This is a genomic window from Oscillibacter sp. 1-3 (assembly GCF_000403435.2).
Lineage (GTDB): Bacteria > Bacillota > Clostridia > Oscillospirales > Oscillospiraceae > Oscillibacter.
The window spans coordinates 271,604-288,069 of the sequence record NZ_KE159709.1; the positions used below are offsets into that span (position 1 = coordinate 271,604).

18 protein-coding genes and 2 pseudogenes are annotated in these 16,466 nt (G+C 52.1%); 18 read left to right on the top strand and 2 right to left on the bottom strand.

The genetic code is table 11. From position 1 onward, the window contains the following. Positions 1-218, top strand: a 218-nt coding sequence (locus C816_RS24550) for a hypothetical protein (protein WP_207636943.1), incomplete at its 5' end; no start/stop codon positions are given. Positions 219-265: 47 nt separating this feature from the next. Here the strand turns inward: C816_RS24550 and C816_RS13875 are convergent. Then, positions 266-1,264: an AI-2E family transporter gene (locus tag C816_RS13875; RefSeq protein ID WP_016323032.1), complete on the bottom strand. Its 999-nt coding sequence runs from the start codon at positions 1,262-1,264 to the stop codon at positions 266-268. 12 nt (positions 1,265-1,276) lie between these two features. Then, positions 1,277-2,608 carry an MATE family efflux transporter gene (locus tag C816_RS13880; RefSeq protein WP_016323033.1) on the bottom strand — a complete coding sequence of 444 codons (1,332 nt, stop codon included), beginning with the start codon at positions 2,606-2,608 and terminating at the stop codon, positions 1,277-1,279. An 88-nt stretch (positions 2,609-2,696) separates the two neighbouring features. Between C816_RS13880 and C816_RS13885 the strand changes: the two genes are divergently transcribed. The 17 genes and pseudogenes from C816_RS13885 (at position 2,697) to C816_RS13955 (ending at position 16,439) form a co-directional block, all read left to right on the top strand. Further along, positions 2,697-3,518, top strand: coding sequence for a MerR family transcriptional regulator (locus C816_RS13885; RefSeq protein WP_016323034.1), 822 nt, complete (start codon positions 2,697-2,699; stop codon positions 3,516-3,518). Between the two features lie 489 nt (positions 3,519-4,007). Next, positions 4,008-4,781 (top strand): CAP domain-containing protein, encoded by a 774-nt coding sequence (locus C816_RS13890; protein ID WP_016323035.1) that lies wholly within the window; start codon positions 4,008-4,010, stop codon positions 4,779-4,781. 256 nt (positions 4,782-5,037) lie between these two features. Beyond that, positions 5,038-5,754, top strand: coding sequence for a VanR-ABDEGLN family response regulator transcription factor (vanR, locus tag C816_RS13895; protein ID WP_016323036.1), 717 nt, complete (start codon positions 5,038-5,040; stop codon positions 5,752-5,754). Next, positions 5,738-6,871, top strand: coding sequence for a sensor histidine kinase (locus C816_RS13900; protein WP_305809364.1), 1,134 nt, complete (start codon positions 5,738-5,740; stop codon positions 6,869-6,871). Before vanR ends, C816_RS13900 begins: the two co-directional genes overlap by 17 nt. Positions 6,872-6,941: 70 nt before the next feature. Beyond that, a complete protein-coding gene (locus C816_RS13905; RefSeq protein WP_196803642.1) occupies positions 6,942-7,649 on the top strand; it encodes a VanW family protein in 708 nt (235 codons plus the stop codon). A 387-nt stretch (positions 7,650-8,036) separates the two neighbouring features. Next, positions 8,037-8,588 (top strand): annotated as a pseudogene (locus tag C816_RS13910) (D-alanyl-D-alanine carboxypeptidase family protein); the annotation flags it as partial. Further along, positions 8,585-9,634, top strand: a complete 1,050-nt coding sequence (vanG, locus tag C816_RS13915) for a D-alanine--D-serine ligase VanG (protein ID WP_016323040.1) — start codon at positions 8,585-8,587, stop codon at positions 9,632-9,634. The pseudogene C816_RS13910 and the gene vanG, both read left to right, overlap by 4 nt. Beyond that, positions 9,634-10,668 (top strand): acyltransferase family protein, encoded by a 1,035-nt coding sequence (locus C816_RS23765; protein ID WP_242832221.1) that lies wholly within the window; start codon positions 9,634-9,636, stop codon positions 10,666-10,668. The genes vanG and C816_RS23765 overlap by 1 nt, the downstream gene beginning before the upstream one ends. After that, positions 10,649-10,843: an alanine racemase gene (locus tag C816_RS23770; RefSeq protein WP_016323042.1), complete on the top strand. Its 195-nt coding sequence runs from the start codon at positions 10,649-10,651 to the stop codon at positions 10,841-10,843. The genes C816_RS23765 and C816_RS23770 overlap by 20 nt, the downstream gene beginning before the upstream one ends. Before the next feature lie 103 nt (positions 10,844-10,946). Further along, complete coding sequence (locus tag C816_RS13925; protein ID WP_155979020.1) at positions 10,947-11,357, top strand: winged helix-turn-helix domain-containing protein; 411 nt, start codon at positions 10,947-10,949, stop codon at positions 11,355-11,357. Continuing rightward, positions 11,261-11,887 carry an IS630 family transposase gene (locus C816_RS22860; RefSeq protein WP_081646360.1) on the top strand — a complete coding sequence of 209 codons (627 nt, stop codon included), beginning with the start codon at positions 11,261-11,263 and terminating at the stop codon, positions 11,885-11,887. The genes C816_RS13925 and C816_RS22860 overlap by 97 nt, the downstream gene beginning before the upstream one ends. A gap of 45 nt (positions 11,888-11,932) precedes the next feature. Next, positions 11,933-12,692, top strand: a pseudogene (locus C816_RS22865) (IS5 family transposase). Between the two features lie 230 nt (positions 12,693-12,922). Next, on the top strand, positions 12,923-13,297 hold the full coding sequence (locus C816_RS13935; protein ID WP_016323043.1) for a BlaI/MecI/CopY family transcriptional regulator: 375 nt from the start codon (positions 12,923-12,925) through the stop codon (positions 13,295-13,297). Continuing rightward, a complete protein-coding gene (locus C816_RS21915; RefSeq protein ID WP_016323044.1) occupies positions 13,294-15,270 on the top strand; it encodes a M23/M56 family metallopeptidase in 1,977 nt (658 codons plus the stop codon). Before C816_RS13935 ends, C816_RS21915 begins: the two co-directional genes overlap by 4 nt. A 145-nt stretch (positions 15,271-15,415) precedes the next feature. Further along, positions 15,416-15,709: a DUF2089 family protein gene (locus tag C816_RS13945; protein ID WP_016323045.1), complete on the top strand. Its 294-nt coding sequence runs from the start codon at positions 15,416-15,418 to the stop codon at positions 15,707-15,709. Then, positions 15,710-16,090: a hypothetical protein gene (locus C816_RS13950; protein WP_016323046.1), complete on the top strand. Its 381-nt coding sequence runs from the start codon at positions 15,710-15,712 to the stop codon at positions 16,088-16,090. It abuts the gene before it with no gap. Positions 16,091-16,103: 13 nt separating this feature from the next. Next, positions 16,104-16,439: a hypothetical protein gene (locus tag C816_RS13955; protein WP_016323047.1), complete on the top strand. Its 336-nt coding sequence runs from the start codon at positions 16,104-16,106 to the stop codon at positions 16,437-16,439. Positions 16,440-16,466 lie beyond the last annotated feature (27 nt).

A 16,466-nucleotide genomic window follows, 5' to 3' on the forward strand; every position in this document is an offset into this window, starting at 1 on the left:
CCGGCGAAGACTGCGCTATGATGGGAGTTTCTTCGTTTTTGGTTTCGACTTGCTCCGCTGGACGCGGGACCGAAGGGAAAACGGATGCGGAAGTCTTCACGGGTTTCAGCCGTTCTAGGCCTTGTTTGAAAAAAGGCGGAATGCCCAACGGCGAGAGATTTTTTCGCCAATCAAGGCAAATTTTTGCAGGCGGGCTGACGCCCGGCAAGAAAATTTAACGCAGAGTGCCGGATAAAGATCCACCATTTGGGCGTTTTGACTTTTTTCAAACATGGCCTAATGCCAGCATTGGGTGCAGGCCAACTTGTTTCCCGACCAACGTTGGCTCTACCACGTTCCTTATGATAGTGATTACAATATATAGAAGAATAAGAATAATGCTGGCTGCCATTGCTAATTCTCCGTTGATAGCGGCAATAATCCCCCACGGAATCAGTACGCTTCCGGTTCCCAGGATTGGAAGAATGTCTAAAGAGGCAACAATAAGTGCAATTGTCATTGAATATGGAATTTTTATAGGCGTTAGACTAACCCAAAGTTCCAAAAAGGTAATCAGAAAAATTACGGCGTATGCAGCAATACATTTCAACAGCGTACCGCCCAGGTAATCTTTCGCCTCTTTCAGCAGTCGCTTTTGTTTTTGTGGAATGAGCCTCAAGAGAAAACTGCGTATCGTTTCATAGTCGATAGTCAGAAAGACGGTTGCGATAACTGTGATGACTGTTTTCATGAAAGCTGACGGGACAAAAGAAACCAGGCTAGCCGCGACCGACAGTATGCCGTTGGTGATGGACATAACACCGTCATTCAGAGCTTGCAGGATACCCTCCGCGTTGTTTTCCCAAAATTCCAGTGTAGCCAGATCAACACTTTGAAAGAGGTTTTCTATCCAGGCAAAACTATCCTCCAATATAGGAAAAATGAAGTGATCGCATACAGTAGGGAAAAAGGAGATCAGTTGTTTTATGCCGGAAAAGACCTCAATCCCTATTAACGCCAACAGACTGCCGCCGATTACATAGAAAGAAACTGTCAGGAGGATAGAAAGGGCAACCCTTTTGCAGCGACTTTCCCCGGCTATACGGCAAATCAGCTTGTTCAGAAGATAGGCAATTCCATACGCCAGAATAAAGGGCAGAAGAATCGGCAGGAGATACTTCCCACCAATGAAAACACAGACCGCAATAATCGTCCAATATAGAAAGTCGATAATAAAATTCTTGTGTCTCTCGATTTTACTCACGTTGTTGCTTTCTGCGTTCAAGACCTCACCCCCTTAGTATTGATACCGTTTCCGATACCTTACAAACATAAATGCAGACAAGGCCAGAGCCATTAGTTCCGCTGCCGGGGTCGCCAGCCAGATGCCGTTTACCCCCAAAATTGTGGGCAGGATCAGCATGGTAATCAGCATGAACACGAAGGAACGGGAGAAGGCGAGGATTGCGGAGACAATGCCATTGGACAATGCGGTGAACATCCCGCTGGCAAAGATATTAAAGCCGATAAAGAACAACGCCAGGGTGCAGATTCGATTTCCGGTGACTGCCAGACCATAGACCGGGTTATCTGGTCGGGCAAAAATGGACACCAGGGGTTTGGTCGCGGCAAAGGACGCCGCCACAGTCACAAGAGAAATGACACCAATGACTTTCAGACTGGTGAAAACCAGCTTTTTCAGCTTTTCGTGATTCTTCTCGCCATAGTAGTAACTGAGCATGGGAGCGACACCATAGGAATACCCCGTATAGAGGGAGCTTGCAAACATCAGGACATACATGATGATGGTCACGGCGGCAACGCCATCTTCACCTACATAATGGAGCATCGTCCAGTTGAACATCATCGTAATGATGCCTGTGACCAGCGCAGTTGCCATTTCAGAGCATCCGTTTGTCGCCGCGCTTGCGAGAACCTTGAAGCGGAAAGCGGGCTTTGTAAAGTGCAGAAGGCTCTTTTTGCGGCTGAATACAAACAAACCGACAACAGCGGTCACAGAGTAACCCAGGCCTGTGGCAATGGCCGCACCGCTGATTCCCATATCCAAAAGGCCGATAAATACATAGTCAAGCACAATGTTTAACACACCGCCCGACACGGAACAGACCAAGGATAAGGTTGCCTTTTCAGAAGCAATCATATAGAGGGTGAAATTGTTCATCAGCAGGATCGGGATCGTAAAGACAAGATAGCGGCTGAGGTAGGAAGTACAGTAGTTGGCGACATCCGGGGACAATCCCATGCTCCCGAAGATAGTTTCCATTAGGGAATAACCCAGCATGGTCATAACCAGGCCAACCACTACATTCACCAAAATCAAGAATGTAAAATCTTCCTTGGCTTCTTGGGGCTTTTGTTCTCCCATCTTTTTCATGATGACCGCGCTTCCGCCGGTTGCCAGCATGGTAGAGATTGCTGTCACCACCTGGATCACCGGGGCTGTCAGATTGATGGCGGACAGCGCACTCGTCCCAATCAGATTTGATACAAACAGGCCGTCAACCATGGTATAAAAGGACATAAAGACAGACATTGCGATGGTAGGAATTGCAAATTTGAGGATGTTCCTCAATGTGACTGGTTTGTCATAAGCATTTTGGTTTTCCATTATAATACTCCTTTTTTCCTTGTTTTCTCCGGTATATGTGCTATCATAATCCGTACAGTAACTGTACAGTCAAGAGGTATTTTGAAAAATGGAGAAAAAAAGTAAACTGCTCACAATCGGTCAATTTGCGGCTTTGCATGGAATCAATAAGAAAACTCTGATGTGGTACGACGAAATCGGCCTTTTTCATCCATCGTTCATCCATCCCGAAAATGGATACAGATATTACAGCTATTATCAAAGTGCCATTCTGGAAACAATCCTGCTGCTGCGGGAGTTAGATGTGCCGATTGATGAAATCCAAGCATTTATGAAAAACCGCTCCGCCGCCAGCATGGAACAGCTCTTACAGGAAAAAATTGAAGATTTAGACCGCAGCATGGCACATATGAGAGCAGTTCGGAAAACGCTGTCCTACCACCGCCAGAATATGCAGACATTATTGACGATGGACTTATCAGAAATCACCATTGTGCAGAAAAATGAGCGCAGTTTAGTTACCGTAGACATCAATCAGGACACTACATTTGAAAAGCAGGTAGAGATGATTACTGCTGAAACGAAAAAATATCAGCTTCGCCGTCTGCATGATGCCTCTTATGGTACAATGATCGCAGTAGATAGTCTGCAAAGGTGGGAATTCGAGGATTATTCCAAACTTTTTATTGAAATTCCGTTTCCCATAAAGAAAGATGGATTGCACATACAACCTGCCGGGGATTATGTACGGGCATTTTATAGGGATGCAGCAGAAAGCCCTGTGCTTTGCTACCAAAGGATATTTGATTATGTCGAAAAACATGGTCTTGCATTATCGGGGTTCTCCTATGAAGTCATTATCAATGACAATGTGATTGAGCGGGTGGAAGATGCGCTTGTGCAGATCGAAATATCTGTAAAATCCAAATAGAGACTTTATCTAAATAACAATTTTTAGTCAAACTCGAGCATCCCTGACCGAAATCCTACATTCCCCCTTGACAACATCTTTAGAAGGGAAGATGGACAGCAACTCCACCAGAGAGCAAACACTCGCCGAAGGCTTTATGGACGATGTTGGGAGGCCCATGGACTGCACCGGTGTATCCAAAGAGGTCTGCGAAGGTTTTTTATACAAATTCTAATGGTTTATAGGCGTTTCTGTTCCTTTTCATTTACTCTTCGGCACTATTTAAAACCAGTGTTTCCACGTGCTCCACGTCTGTCTGTGGCTAATTATGTGGTCAAGAAAACCGGTGCACCGAAAGAGACCTTTCACAAACACAACGAAGCACTGTGTAATACGCTCGATTTTCACCCCTGTATTTCTCCGTTTATCCCTATCGACTTTCGTTTCCTGTTTCGGTATTGTGTCACTTGCGAAACCTACACAAAATATAGAAATCAGGAGGAGATGCAAATGACCAGTACGAAAAAGAGCATCATCGCTGCACTGACAGCAGGCATCCTTACAACTGCCCTCGCTATCCCCGCCACCGCAGTGGAGGCCCCGTCCATCCGGGTGGGCAGCTACAAGGGTAGTACCCTGGAGGTGAGAGAGCGTAGCGGCCTCATCATCGGTCCCAGCGGTGCAAACTACACTGTGACCTCCAGCAACCCAGACACGGTAGCAGTCGAGCAGGTGCTGACCTTCTGGGTGGCTGTCGCAAAGGGGGCGGGGGCCGCGGAGATCACAGCATCCAACAGCGCCGGGGAATGCGGGAGCATGACGCTGACGGTCGGCTCCGCCGCCCCCGCCGCGCCGGAAGCTCCCGCCAGCATGGACAGCGCTAGCCTGACGGACAACCTGGAGATCCGGCAGGAGATGATCCGGCTGATCAACCAGACCCGCAAGGCCAACGGCGTGTCGGAGCTGCTGGTCAACGAGGCCCTGATGACCGCCGCCCAATCCTGCTCCGACCGGCGCTACACCTGGCATCACGCCGCAGAGGAGGGCCAAGCCGCCGCTGACGCCGGCTACCCCTACGGTTTCGGTGACAACCTCACCGTGTTCACCGGCACAGACGCCGCCGCCCGGCGCGCCGTCGACAACTGGATCAACTCACCGGGACACTTCGAGACCATGATCGACCCCAGATGCGACTGCATCGGCGTGGGCGTGACCCAGTACGACGGCATCACCTACTGTTACATGTTCGTCGAAATCCCCAACAGCGTCAACTTCTATGCGTAAGCGAATAGTACTCAAAGGGGGCCGTCCAGGAAGCTGGATGGCCCTCTTTCGTGTCGGTAGAAAACAGAGTACAGGCAGGAAAATATGATACCCGGAAGTGCAGATTTTCTGCTCAGATTTTGCATAGCATAAAACAAAGAATAAAAGCTGTGGGCAATTAGGAAAATCTTAAGAAATTATTATGGAAAAAACAAGGAGCTGCAAAAGAAAATCTGATATAATGGTTAAAATTCACCACAGAAAAGAGGTAAGTGAAATGGCTAATCGGATTTTAGTTGTAGATGATGAAGCTGAAATTGCCGACCTGATCGAAGCCTATCTGACCGGCGAAAATTATACAGTATTTAAGTTCTACTCGGCAACGGAAGCCCTTGCGTGTATCAACACCACGGAGCTTGACCTTGCCATTCTTGATGTGATGATGCCGGAAATAGACGGCTTTGCGCTGTGCCAGAAGATACGGGAAAAGCACACCTGGCCCATTATCATGCTGACGGCCAAGGACGAGGAGACAGACAAAATCACGGGTCTGACCCTGGGGGCGGACGACTATGTAACCAAGCCTTTTCGCCCTCTGGAGCTGATGGCGAGGGTGAAATCTCAACTGCGCCGGTATCAGAAATACAACCCCGCCCGTTCCGGCAGCATAGAAACACCCACTGCCCCGGCAGACACCATCATCTGCGGCGACTTGACTATGAATATCAAAGCCCACACCTGTTTCCTGGGTGAAAAACTGCTGACGCTGACCCCTACGGAGTTTTCTATTCTGCGTATCCTTCTGGAGAACGCCGGGAATGTGGTCAGCTCGGAGGAACTGTTTCACAAAATCTGGCAGGACGAGTATTACAGCAAATCCAACAACACCATCACCGTCCACATCCGTCATCTGCGGGAAAAGTTGGGGGACAGCATGGACAAGCCCAGGTTTATCAAAACGATATGGGGGGTAGGGTATAAAATTGAAACCTGATCGAAAGGACGAATACCTTGCTTTTCAATCCAAACTGATCCGGCGGGCCTGCGTCAACGCAGTTACCTCCGCCGCTGTGGTGGTAGGGCTTTATCTGTTTGTTTGGAAACAGCGAATGGGCGATTGGATTGTCTGGCTGCTGGAAACATTTTTCAAAATGAAACACGAAGATGCGTTTTATTATTACAGCGACCATTTTCGGGGTAACAAAGAGATATTTTTTGCCGCCGCTGTCCTGCTGATATTTACGGTATTGCTGGTGCGGATTTTCCGATGGGTGACAGGCTATTTCAGCGAGGTCAACCAAGGCATTGAGGCGTTACTGGCTGACGATGAAGAACAAATCCAACTGTCGCCAGAAATGCTGCCCTTCGAGCGGAAGCTGAACACGGTAAAGCGGACGCTGGCGGAGCGAAAAGCGGAAACGGCCCTGGCGGAGCAGCGGAAAGATGAATTAGTTATGTATCTGGCCCACGATATTCGGACGCCCCTCACATCTGTGATCGGCTACCTCAATTTATTGGAAGAAGAACCGAATATGCCTGCGGAACAGCGGGCCAAGCGTGTCCATATCGCATTGGAAAAGGCTTACCGACTGGAAACCATGATAAACGAGTTTTTTGAGATCACCCGGTACAATTCCCAGCAAATTACCTTGTCCAAGGAAACGATTGACCTATATTATATGCTGGTGCAGCTATCTGATGAATTGTCCCCGGTCTTTGCCCCCAGGGGGAACACGGTTGCGCTGCATTTGGCCGAGGATCTGACGGTGGAGGCCGACCCGGAAAAGCTGGCGCGGGTGTTCAGCAACATTCTGAAAAATGCGGCATCGTACAGCTACCCGCACACCGAAATCACGATCTCCGCAGAAAAGGCAGAGCATGAGGTCATCATCCAATTTCAGAACAGCGGCGAAGATATTCCCAGCGAGGCTTTGGCATCCCTCTTTGACAAATTTTACCGGGCTGACAAGTCCCGTTCCTCTGATACAGGCGGCACAGGGCTGGGATTGGCTATCGCCAAGGAGATCGTCACACTCCACGGCGGAGCGATCAGCGCATCCAGCAAAAATCATGTCATTACATTCACAATTTCTTTACCGCTGGCAAATTAGGAAAATCTCTATATTTTCTTAGGAATGTATCAATTTCATCTTAAAGCACTCCATGCTCCTGTTCAGTAGAATGATGCTGACAGGAGCATTTCTTTGTCAGAGCGACAACAGAAAGGAGCGCATCATGGGAAGAAAACGGTTGACACAATTTTTTCCTGGCCTGCTGCCGCTGCGGAAAAGGCAGAAGATATTCTGTTACTATATGGGAATGAGGTTAGACCATAACCGCTATTCAGAAACACACTCTGACATCACGCTTTCCTATCCGCTCTTTCATGCAAGCTGGCCTCTTTATAACTATAAAACGGGCTACGAGCTGACCTATCAGGAGAATAAGGCTTACAACTGCAAACTGGCGGCGAAGGTGCTTGATAAACTTATCATCGCCCCCGGCGAAACATTTTCCTTTTGGATCGCTGTACGGGGCGCAGATCAGGAAACGGCCTATAAAAATGGATATGTTCTGTCCGATGGACGGCTCCAGCTTTTGCCGGGGGGCGGGCTGTGCCAAATGAGCAGCTTTTTGTACTGGCTGTTTCTGCATACCCCGCTGACTATCACAGAACAGCACACCCACGGAATTGACCTCCATCTCAATATGCCCGGTATTCCCCAGGGCATCGACGCTGCGGTGGCCGAGGGCTGGCTGGATTTGAAGGTCAGAAACGATACCGCCCACACATTTCAACTCCTGGTTGCTGTTGACAGCCATAACATGAGCGGTACGGTACTGTCTGACACAAGGCTGCGGTCTGTCTGTCAAAAGCAAATTAGTTAAATCTCCCCACTATATTAGGATTTTCTTAGGAAATAAACAACTTCATATTAAAGTTCCAAGTGCCTCTGTCCAGTAAAATAGATACTGACAGGGGCACTTTTGCTCGACGTTTGAAAGGAGCTTTTTATGATGGAAGAAAAAATGATGCAAGTCCGTAATGACCACCCCCGCCGCAGTCAAAAGCGCCGCCGGAAGCGGTTTCCCTGGGGAGATATTGTGGCGACGCTGTTGGTGGTGGCCATTTGCGCCTATGTCTTTCTATCGTTTGGTGAAAAAACGCCCGATGAAGAAACGCCGGTAAGGGGCACATCCGCTCCGACTACGACCCAGGCACAGGACAACGCGCTGGCTGACCTGTTGGCTGAAAACACACAGCCAACGGCCAGTGACATCGACTGGAATCTTGTGCTAGTAAATTATGAAAACGCTATCCCCGAAAACTACGAGATCAATCTGGTGGAGGTAGCTGGCGGGGAGAAAGTGGATGAACGCATCTACGATCCCCTGATGGAGATGCTGGAAGCGGCCAAAGAGGGGAATTGGGATCAGCTCCCGATGGTGGTGTCCGGCTATCGCACCCAGGCCAAGCAGCAGAAGCTCTTTCAAGACAAGGTAGCCAAATATCAAAGTGAGGGACACTCCAAGAGTGAAGCGGAAGAACTGGCAAAGCAGTGGGTGGCTGTTCCCGGATACAGCGAACACCAAGCCGGGCTGGCGGTGGACATCAACGGGGCCACCTATGACCTCTACTTCTGGCTTCAGGAGAATAGCTACAAGTACGGTTTTATCTTCCGTTATCCTGGGAGCAAAACCGAAATCACCGGCGTGGCGGAGGAAGTTTGGCATTACCGCTATGTGGGCGTAGAAGCGGCCACGGAAATGTACGAAAAGGGCCTGTGCCTGGAGGAATATCTGGCGGAAAGGCAGGGAGAGGCATGAGCAGGCTGAAAATCGCCGTCCTATTCGGCGGCTGTTCCCCGGAGTATGGGGTGTCCCTCCAATCCGCCGCCGCCGTTCTCCGGCACATGGACAAAAGCCGGTATGAGCCAGTGATGGTGGGCATTTCCCAGGCGGGCGATTGGTTCCACTATACCGGCCCGGTGGACAGCATTGAAAGCGACACTTGGCACAATGTGGAAACCTGTGTCCCCGCTGTTATGCGCCATGATCGGAGCGCCCCGGCCCTCCTGGTGTTTGGGTCGGAAGGTATGCAGGAAGTCCACCTGGACGCCGCATTTCCTGTCCTCCATGGCCGTAACGGAGAGGACGGGACGGTGCAGGGCCTTTTTGAGCTGGCGGGCATTCCGCTGGTGGGCTGCGGTGTGCTGGCCTCGGCATTGTGCATGGACAAAGACCGCGCCCACAAGCTGGCCCAGGCCGCAGGGGTGGCGGTTCCCCGGTCTGCCGTTTTAGAGCGGTGGATGGGGGTCACGGTTGCCCTGGCCGAAGGGGAAACGCTGGGCTATCCGCTGTTCGTCAAGCCCGTCCGGGCCGGTTCCTCCTACGGGATCACAAAGGTCATGGAGCGGGGCCAACTGCCTGCCGCCCTGGAGCTGGCCTTTGCATATGACGACCACATCATTTTGGAAGAAGCCGTTCCAGGCTTTGAGGTGGGCTGTGCCGTCTTGGGAAACGAAACGCTGACGGTGGGAGAGCCGGACGAAATTGAACTGGCTGGGGGGTTCTTCAACTTCACGGAAAAGTACACCCTGGAAACCTCCGCCATCCATGTACCCACCCGCGTCTCGATGGAACAGCGAGAGCAGATCAAGGCCAACGCCAAACGGATATACCGTGCGCTGGGCTGTCAGGGCTTTTCCCGTGTGGATCAGTTTTTGACGCCGGATGGCAGACTGATTTTCAACGAGGTCAACACCATCCCCGGCTTTACTGCCCATAGCCGTTATCCCAATATGATGAAAGCGGCAGGAATGTCCTTTGAGCAGGTCATTTCCATTCTGATCGAACTGGCGGTGAAACAATGATGGTTACGAACGCATCCCGCCTGAACGCAAAGAGGTCTCCAGCCTTAGACGACTTCCGGCTGATTGCCGTGATCCCTGTGGTAGCCAATCACACCCGCTCTGCTGACAGCGAATTTCTCTGGTTGCTGACTGTCCTGCGCCGGGTGGCCGTCCCCTTCTTCATTATGGTCAGCGGCTATTTTCTGGCCCGTGGGAACTGGCGCTCTACGGGAAAATTCCTGACAAAGACGGCGATGCTCTACGGTGTAGTCGTACTGCTGTACTTGCCTTTGAACTACTACGCTGGACAGCTATCGCCGGATTTTTTTCGCCGGGTAATTTTTGACGGCAGCTTTTATCATCTTTGGTATCTCCCCGCCCTTTTGTTGGGGACACCCATCGCCTACTATCTCAGCCGTTTCAAGCCACAGGCGGCGATCCTGATTGCCGGGGTGCTGTATCTGATCGGGCTGGGCGGAGAGAGCTACTATGGACTAATCTCAAATATCCCTGTTCTCTTCACCTTTTACAGCGGTATCTTTCAAGTATTTGACTACACCCGAAACGGACTTTTCTATGTCCCTCTGTTCCTCCTATTGGGAGCGGAAGGGATTGTATTCAGCCGAAAGATTTCCGTGATTGGGCTGTTATGCTCTTTGACCGCATTAATCGTGGAGGCGCTTGCACTTCATCGGTCAGGTATTCAAAGGCACGACAGTATGTATTTCTTCTTCCCGTTTCTGATGGTATTTCTGTTTTCTCTGCTGTTGGAGGCCAATCAGGGAGAGCGGCGCAGTTTACGCCAGTTGACAACAGTGGTGTATCTGATCCATCTCTGGTGTCTTGTGCTGGTGCGGGGGGCTGCAAAGATAGTCGGACTTACTGACCTGCTGGTGGAAAACACCAGTATGCTTTTTATTCTGGTCTGGGTCTCCAGCTTCTTCCTGTCACAGATATTATTGTGGCTCCGGCCAACCCGCCCCTTTCAGACAGGACGGGCCTGGATCGAACTGGATCGGGCCGCGCTGCGCCCTTATGCCAGCAGTCAAGGCTAACGCCTACGGACACGGAGCGGTGATAATTGCAAAAGAACTGAACCGCCTGGGTATCACAGCTTTCTGCGTGGCAACCGTAACGGAGGGGATAGAGCTGCGGCGGGGCGGTATCAAGGGGGAAATCCTGGTGTTGGGCTATACCCACCCGGAGCAGTTTTCTAAGCTGCTAAAATAAATCTGGTGATGAAAATGGCTTCCGGATATAAAATAGCGAGGAAGAAATTAAGGCAATCGAGCAAAGACGCAAAGAAAATGAGAATAAACGAACCGAGGCCAGATTGAAAGCATTGGAGATACGTGCCAAAGGAGCAAACGCGAAAGAGGTAGCAGCAGCAACAGTATTTCATGCAGCGTATGTGACACAGTTAGTGACAAAGCATCGAAAATATGGACTTGAGGCAATCTCCGGCAATCGTTATGATGGCAATCACCGAAATATGAGTGCAGAAGAAGCGGCCATTCTTGCCCCCTTCAAGGCCTGGGCTGAAGCCGGAGAGCTGGTGGAGAGCAGCGAGATAGCAAAAGCATATCAAAGTGCTGTAGATCATCCAATCAGCACAGGACGGATTTATTTTGTGCTGCACCGACTCGGATGGCGCAAAGTAATGCCCCGGAGCAAACGCCCCAAGAAGGCCAGCGAGGAAGAAATTGCGGCCTCAAAAAAATTAACACCCCAGTCCAAGATCTGAAAGTTATCCACAGAGGGAAGACCATTCGTTTAATGCTTCAAGATGAGGCTGGATTTGGAAGGGTCAACAAGCCAAAATACTGCTGGTGCGAAAAAAGGGTTCGTCCCAGTGTGCCTTGCCACCACATCCGGGAGTATCGCTATGCCTATGGAGCTGCAGAGCCGCTGACTGGCGAGGGATACTTATTAATCATGCCCTATTGCAATACCGCATGTATGAATATCTTTTTAAGACGATTATCCGAACAATATCCTGACAATGTAATTTTGCTTTGCTGTGACAGCGCCGCGTGGCACAAGTCCATTGGATTAATTGTGCCGAATAATATCGTTCTTCTGTATATCCCGCCATATACGCCTGAAATGAATCCGATTGAGCAGATTTGGAAAGAAATCCGAAAGCGTGGATTCTATAACGAAGTATTTGCTGCTCTGGATAAAGCAGTTGAGCGTTTGTGTGATACTATTTGCTCTTTGACCAACCAGGCTATTTCCAGTATCACAAGGAGAAATTGGTTAGGTCTTGTTTGAAAAATAAATATTGCACAATTTGAGGGCGAGTGCGAAAATAGAGACATGAAACGGTATGAATTGACAAAAGAACAATGGGAACGCATAAAAGCTCTGTTGCCGCCGGAAAGGACGGGGAAACGAGGCCGGCCAGGGAAAGATGATCGAAACATGCTCAATGGGATGCTTTGGAGCGTCCGCAGCGGAGCACAGTGGCGGGAATTGCCGGAGGCATATGGCCCTTGGCAGTCTGTGTATGCCCGATTTGCCAAATGGCGGGACGATGGTACATTGGAAACCATATTTCGCACATTGTCCGCAGATGCGGATATGGAAAACCTGAGCTTGGACTCTACCTGCATCAAGGTTCACGAAAGTGCCAACGGAGGGGGAAAAAACGGCAGATAAGGCAATCGGGCAAACCCGGGGCAGGTTGAATACAAAACTGCACGCTATTGTGGATGGACTGGGGAATCCGGTTGAATTCATGCTGTCTGCAGGGAGCGACCATGATTCAGTCAATGCAGTTGAGTTGCTGGAACAGGTAGAGATCAGCGGCAGCAATGTATTAGCAGATCGTGCTTATGGGGCAAAGACAATCCGAGCTTACATCTCAGCACGGGGAGCCAGCTATGTGATTCCGCCACAGAGCAATATCTCTGAACCATGGCCGGTTGATTGGTGGTTATATAAAGAGCGCCATCTGGTGGAATGCTTCTTTCAAAAGCTCAAATGGTTTCGCAGGATTGCCACCAGATATGACAAGTTAGATGTGTCTTTCCTTGCTTTTGGTTACCTCGCCTCTATCGCTATTTTGTTGATTTAGCTCAGCCTTCTCTATTTTTCAAACATGCCCTAATTATATTTTTTAATTAAGAGATGGTATAAAGGGGAACCGAGAGGCATACGCCGCTCGGTTCCCCTTTTCCAAATAGGTCAGATCTGAATTGAGAGAGGTCTGCAAAAATGTGTAAAATAGTATTGACAAGAAGAAACTACTGTGATAGTATAACAGCATAAACTATTGCAATAGTTTGTTAGGAAGGAGGAAGCGCTATGACAGTAAAGCTATTTGACTCGGAACTGAAGGTGATGGATGTTCTCTGGCGGAACGGGGACCGGACCGCCAAAGAGATCGCGGGTATTCTGGGAGAGGAGATCGGCTGGAATACCAACACCACCTACACGGTCATCAAGAAGTGCGTGACCAAGGGGGCCATCCGGCGCAGCGAGCCCGGCTTCCAGTGTCATGCCCTGATCTCCAAGACGGAAGTCCAGGCGGCGGAGACGGAGGCCCTGATCGGCAAGCTCTTCGACGGCTCCCCGGACCTGCTCTTTGCTTCCTTGCTGGACAGCCGGAAGCTGTCCGTGGAGCAGCTGGAGCGGCTGCGGAGGCTGGTTACCGCCATGGAGCAGGAGCACCGGTCATGACCCTTCTGGAGCGGGGGATGGCCGGAGCGGTTCTGATTTTGGCCATCGCACTTCTGCGGGGAGCGGTGGGGCGGGCCCTGCCCCGGCGGGTCTTTGGACTGCTGTGGTGGGCGGCCATGCTGCGGCTGCTGCTGCCCTGGGAGCTGGCCTCCCGGTTCAGCGTGTACAACCTGTTTGCCGCGGCTCCGCAGCGTGCCATTCCCCGGCCGGCGGGTGGAGGCGTCACGGTGCATCTGCTGCCGGGGACGGCGGCGCCGGTTCTGGGGGAGGCGATGCCGCCTGCCGTTCCTCCGGCGGTCTTCCCCTGGGCGCTGGTCTGGCTGGCGGGGACGCTGTTTCTGGCAGGCTGGTTTGCTGTCTCCTATTTCCGCTGCCGCCGGGAATTTCGGATGTCCCTGCCTGTGGGCGGCGGTCTTGCCGCCCGGTGGCAGGAGACGCACCCCCGTATATCCGTCCGGGTGTCTGACCGGATCTCCGGCCCCCTGACATATGGCTTTCTGCGCCCCGTCATTCTCCTGCCCAAGGGGATGGACTGGGAGAACGAGACAGCCCTGACCCACATTTTGGCCCATGAGTACGTGCATATCCGGCATCTGGACGGCCTGACCAAGCTGGTTCTGGCGGGGACGCTGTGCGTCCACTGGTGGAATCCGGCGGTGTGGCTGATGGCCGTTCTGGCGAACCGGGACCTGGAGCTGGCCTGCGACGAGGCCGTGGTGCGCCGCCTGGGAGATCCGGCGGCCTACGCCCGGACCCTGCTGGCCATGGAGGAGGCCCGGGTGGGGCTGTGTCCCCGGTTTGCCCAGAGCCCCATAGAAGAAAGGATTAAAGCAATGATGAAAACAAAACGTGTTCCTGCGCTGGCCGCGGTCTGCGCATTGCTGCTGGTGGTGTGCGTCACCACCGCCTTCGCCACCTCCGCCAAAGAGCCGCCGGAGTCTCTGGCGGACCGGCTGGCGGAGAGCATTGCCTGTGAGGACGGGACCCTCTCCTTTACCATCCCGGAAGGGGAGGCGGAGTGGCAGCTGTGGATTTCCGGCCGCATTCAGGCCGACGGCATGACCATGAGCGTCCACTATCTGGAGTCGGAGAGCGCCGCCCAGAGCTGGGAGCCGGGGAGAACCTATCAATTCCAGCTGGCGGAGGCCGTTTATGACGAGCTGACCATCAACGGCACCAACGGGTGGGAGAACATGGACCTCGATCTGCTGCCCTACGTGCCCCGGCCGGCAGACGGGAGCCTCTCCGCCGCAGTGGAGGCCGTCTGGGCGGAGACTCTGGCACCCTATCTGCCCTTGGGACTGGAGTATACCTTCGACGATCCGGACGGGGACGGCAACGGCCTGCGGATGACCCTGCGGGGCCGGGAGGTCCGTGGCATTGTGGACGGGGAGACCTGGATCGCGGAGCACGTGGGAAACGGCCTCTTTGACGAGGACGCCGGAGAGGTGCGGGCCGTCTACGAGGACGGGGTTCTGACGGGTCTGGAGTTCCTCGGTGAGGAGGAGCAGGCGGCGTTCACCGCACAGCGGGAGAGCGCCGGGAAAAGCATGGTATGGCCCGTGACAGATTTCAGGGCCATTGCCGCCAGCTTCAACCCCCGCGCAAACCCTGGCGGAGAGGGTGATCCGGTTCACATAGGCGCAGATGTTGCGGCACTGGCGGGTACGGATATTTTCGCCGTGCTGAATGGTACTGTGACGGAGGCCGGATTTGAAGCTACCCTGGGCAACTATGTGATGTTGGACCATGGAGATGGTTTAGAGACGCGGTATGCCCACTGTCAGGAGCTGTGCGTGGAGGCGGGGGACACTGTGGAGCAGGGGCAGATCATTGCCAAGGTGGGCTCCACGGGCCTGTCCACCGGGCCCCACCTCCACTTTGAGGTCTGGCAGGATGGAGAGCCGCAGGCCCCCTTGGATTACGTCTACACCTCAGAGGCTTTGAAGGAATGTCTAAAAGACCCGCAGTAAAATATTGTAAAAAGCTCTTCTGAAATTTCAGAGGAGCTTTTTTCTGTGCGGAGACTCCTGCTATGAAATTTTATGAAAGGAAGAATTAATACTTGACTTTCATAAAATTAAAGTTTATATTTAGTTTTGTGAAAGGAGGGTGTCTATGGAGAATATCCCCATCTGGCTGGCGGATCTGGAGGACGAGGATGCGGCCTTTATCAAGAAATTCGTTCTGGCCTCCGGCTCGCTGAAAGAGGTGGCGGCCCTGTATGGCGTCAGCTACCCAACGGTGCGGCTGCGGCTGGACCGGCTGATTCAGAAAATCAAGATCAGCGAGACGGCGGAGGCGGACCCCTACGTGTCATTGGTGAAGCGGTTGGCGGTGGACGACAAGCTGGACTTTGACACGGCGAAAATTCTCATCGGCGAGTACCGGAAGACGAAGGGAGGGATATAAATGCTGACTTCAGGAATTACTATCTATCCGTATTTTTCGCTTGCGATCAATTTGCGGGATCTGCTGGTGGTCCTTCCCGTGTTTGCCGTAATCGTTGCTGTTCAAATTTGTCTCTCCCGGCGGGAGAAGTGGTGGCCGGGGGTGATCCTGCCGACGGCGTGGCTGCTGTGGACAGTCATCGGAATTGCGCCGCAGATGGTCCAGCTTTGGATAGAAGGAGATTTTTATGATATTTTTTCCACATCAGGTATGGGCATACTGGTATTGCTGATCGAGAACCTCCCAAACTTGATTCTGCTGGCCATTTATACCGTGTGCCATCTGCACCGGCGGCGCAAGGTGAAAAGACAGCTGAAAAGGACCCGGATCGACGACCTGTAAGGAGGATATTTTCATGGCGGTTGCATCAAAGATGATTCTTGTTTTGCTGATTGTAATGCTGGTATTTGCCGTTGGCGGCGTCCTGCTGCAAATCTTCCTCTCCCGGCGGGAGAGCCGCTGGCCGGGACTGATCCTGCCCCTGCTGACCCTTCTCAGCTCCCTGCTGCTGCCGCTGAACGTGATGGACACCGGCAGCGCGTCCCAAAACATTCTGCTGATGCTGGTGACGCTGCTGGCGGGGAACATCCCCACGCTGATCCTGCTGGCCATCTACTGGGCGGCCCGGGAGAAGTACCGTGTCCGCGACCAGATGGAGAAGATGGGAAAACAGGACATCAACGAGCTGTAAAAAGACCGCCCTCCCGGCTGGGAGGGC

Coding starts and splice junctions, on each gene's coding strand:
- C816_RS13950 (WP_016323046.1), top strand. CDS start 15,710: ATGCTGACTTCAGGAATTACTATCTATCCGTATTTTTCGCTTGCGATC.
- C816_RS23770 (WP_016323042.1), top strand. CDS start 10,649: ATGCCAGCAGTCAAGGCTAACGCCTACGGACACGGAGCGGTGATAATT.
- C816_RS13880 (WP_016323033.1), bottom strand. CDS start 2,608: ATGGAAAACCAAAATGCTTATGACAAACCAGTCACATTGAGGAACATC.
- vanG (WP_016323040.1), top strand. CDS start 8,585: ATGAGCAGGCTGAAAATCGCCGTCCTATTCGGCGGCTGTTCCCCGGAG.
- vanR (WP_016323036.1), top strand. CDS start 5,038: ATGGCTAATCGGATTTTAGTTGTAGATGATGAAGCTGAAATTGCCGAC.
- C816_RS13905 (WP_196803642.1), top strand. CDS start 6,942: ATGATGCTGACAGGAGCATTTCTTTGTCAGAGCGACAACAGAAAGGAG.
- C816_RS23765 (WP_242832221.1), top strand. CDS start 9,634: ATGGTTACGAACGCATCCCGCCTGAACGCAAAGAGGTCTCCAGCCTTA.
- C816_RS13885 (WP_016323034.1), top strand. CDS start 2,697: ATGGAGAAAAAAAGTAAACTGCTCACAATCGGTCAATTTGCGGCTTTG.
- C816_RS22860 (WP_081646360.1), top strand. CDS start 11,261: ATGGCGCAAAGTAATGCCCCGGAGCAAACGCCCCAAGAAGGCCAGCGA.
- C816_RS13945 (WP_016323045.1), top strand. CDS start 15,416: ATGGAGAATATCCCCATCTGGCTGGCGGATCTGGAGGACGAGGATGCG.
- C816_RS21915 (WP_016323044.1), top strand. CDS start 13,294: ATGACCCTTCTGGAGCGGGGGATGGCCGGAGCGGTTCTGATTTTGGCC.
- C816_RS13955 (WP_016323047.1), top strand. CDS start 16,104: ATGGCGGTTGCATCAAAGATGATTCTTGTTTTGCTGATTGTAATGCTG.
- C816_RS13890 (WP_016323035.1), top strand. CDS start 4,008: ATGACCAGTACGAAAAAGAGCATCATCGCTGCACTGACAGCAGGCATC.
- C816_RS13935 (WP_016323043.1), top strand. CDS start 12,923: ATGACAGTAAAGCTATTTGACTCGGAACTGAAGGTGATGGATGTTCTC.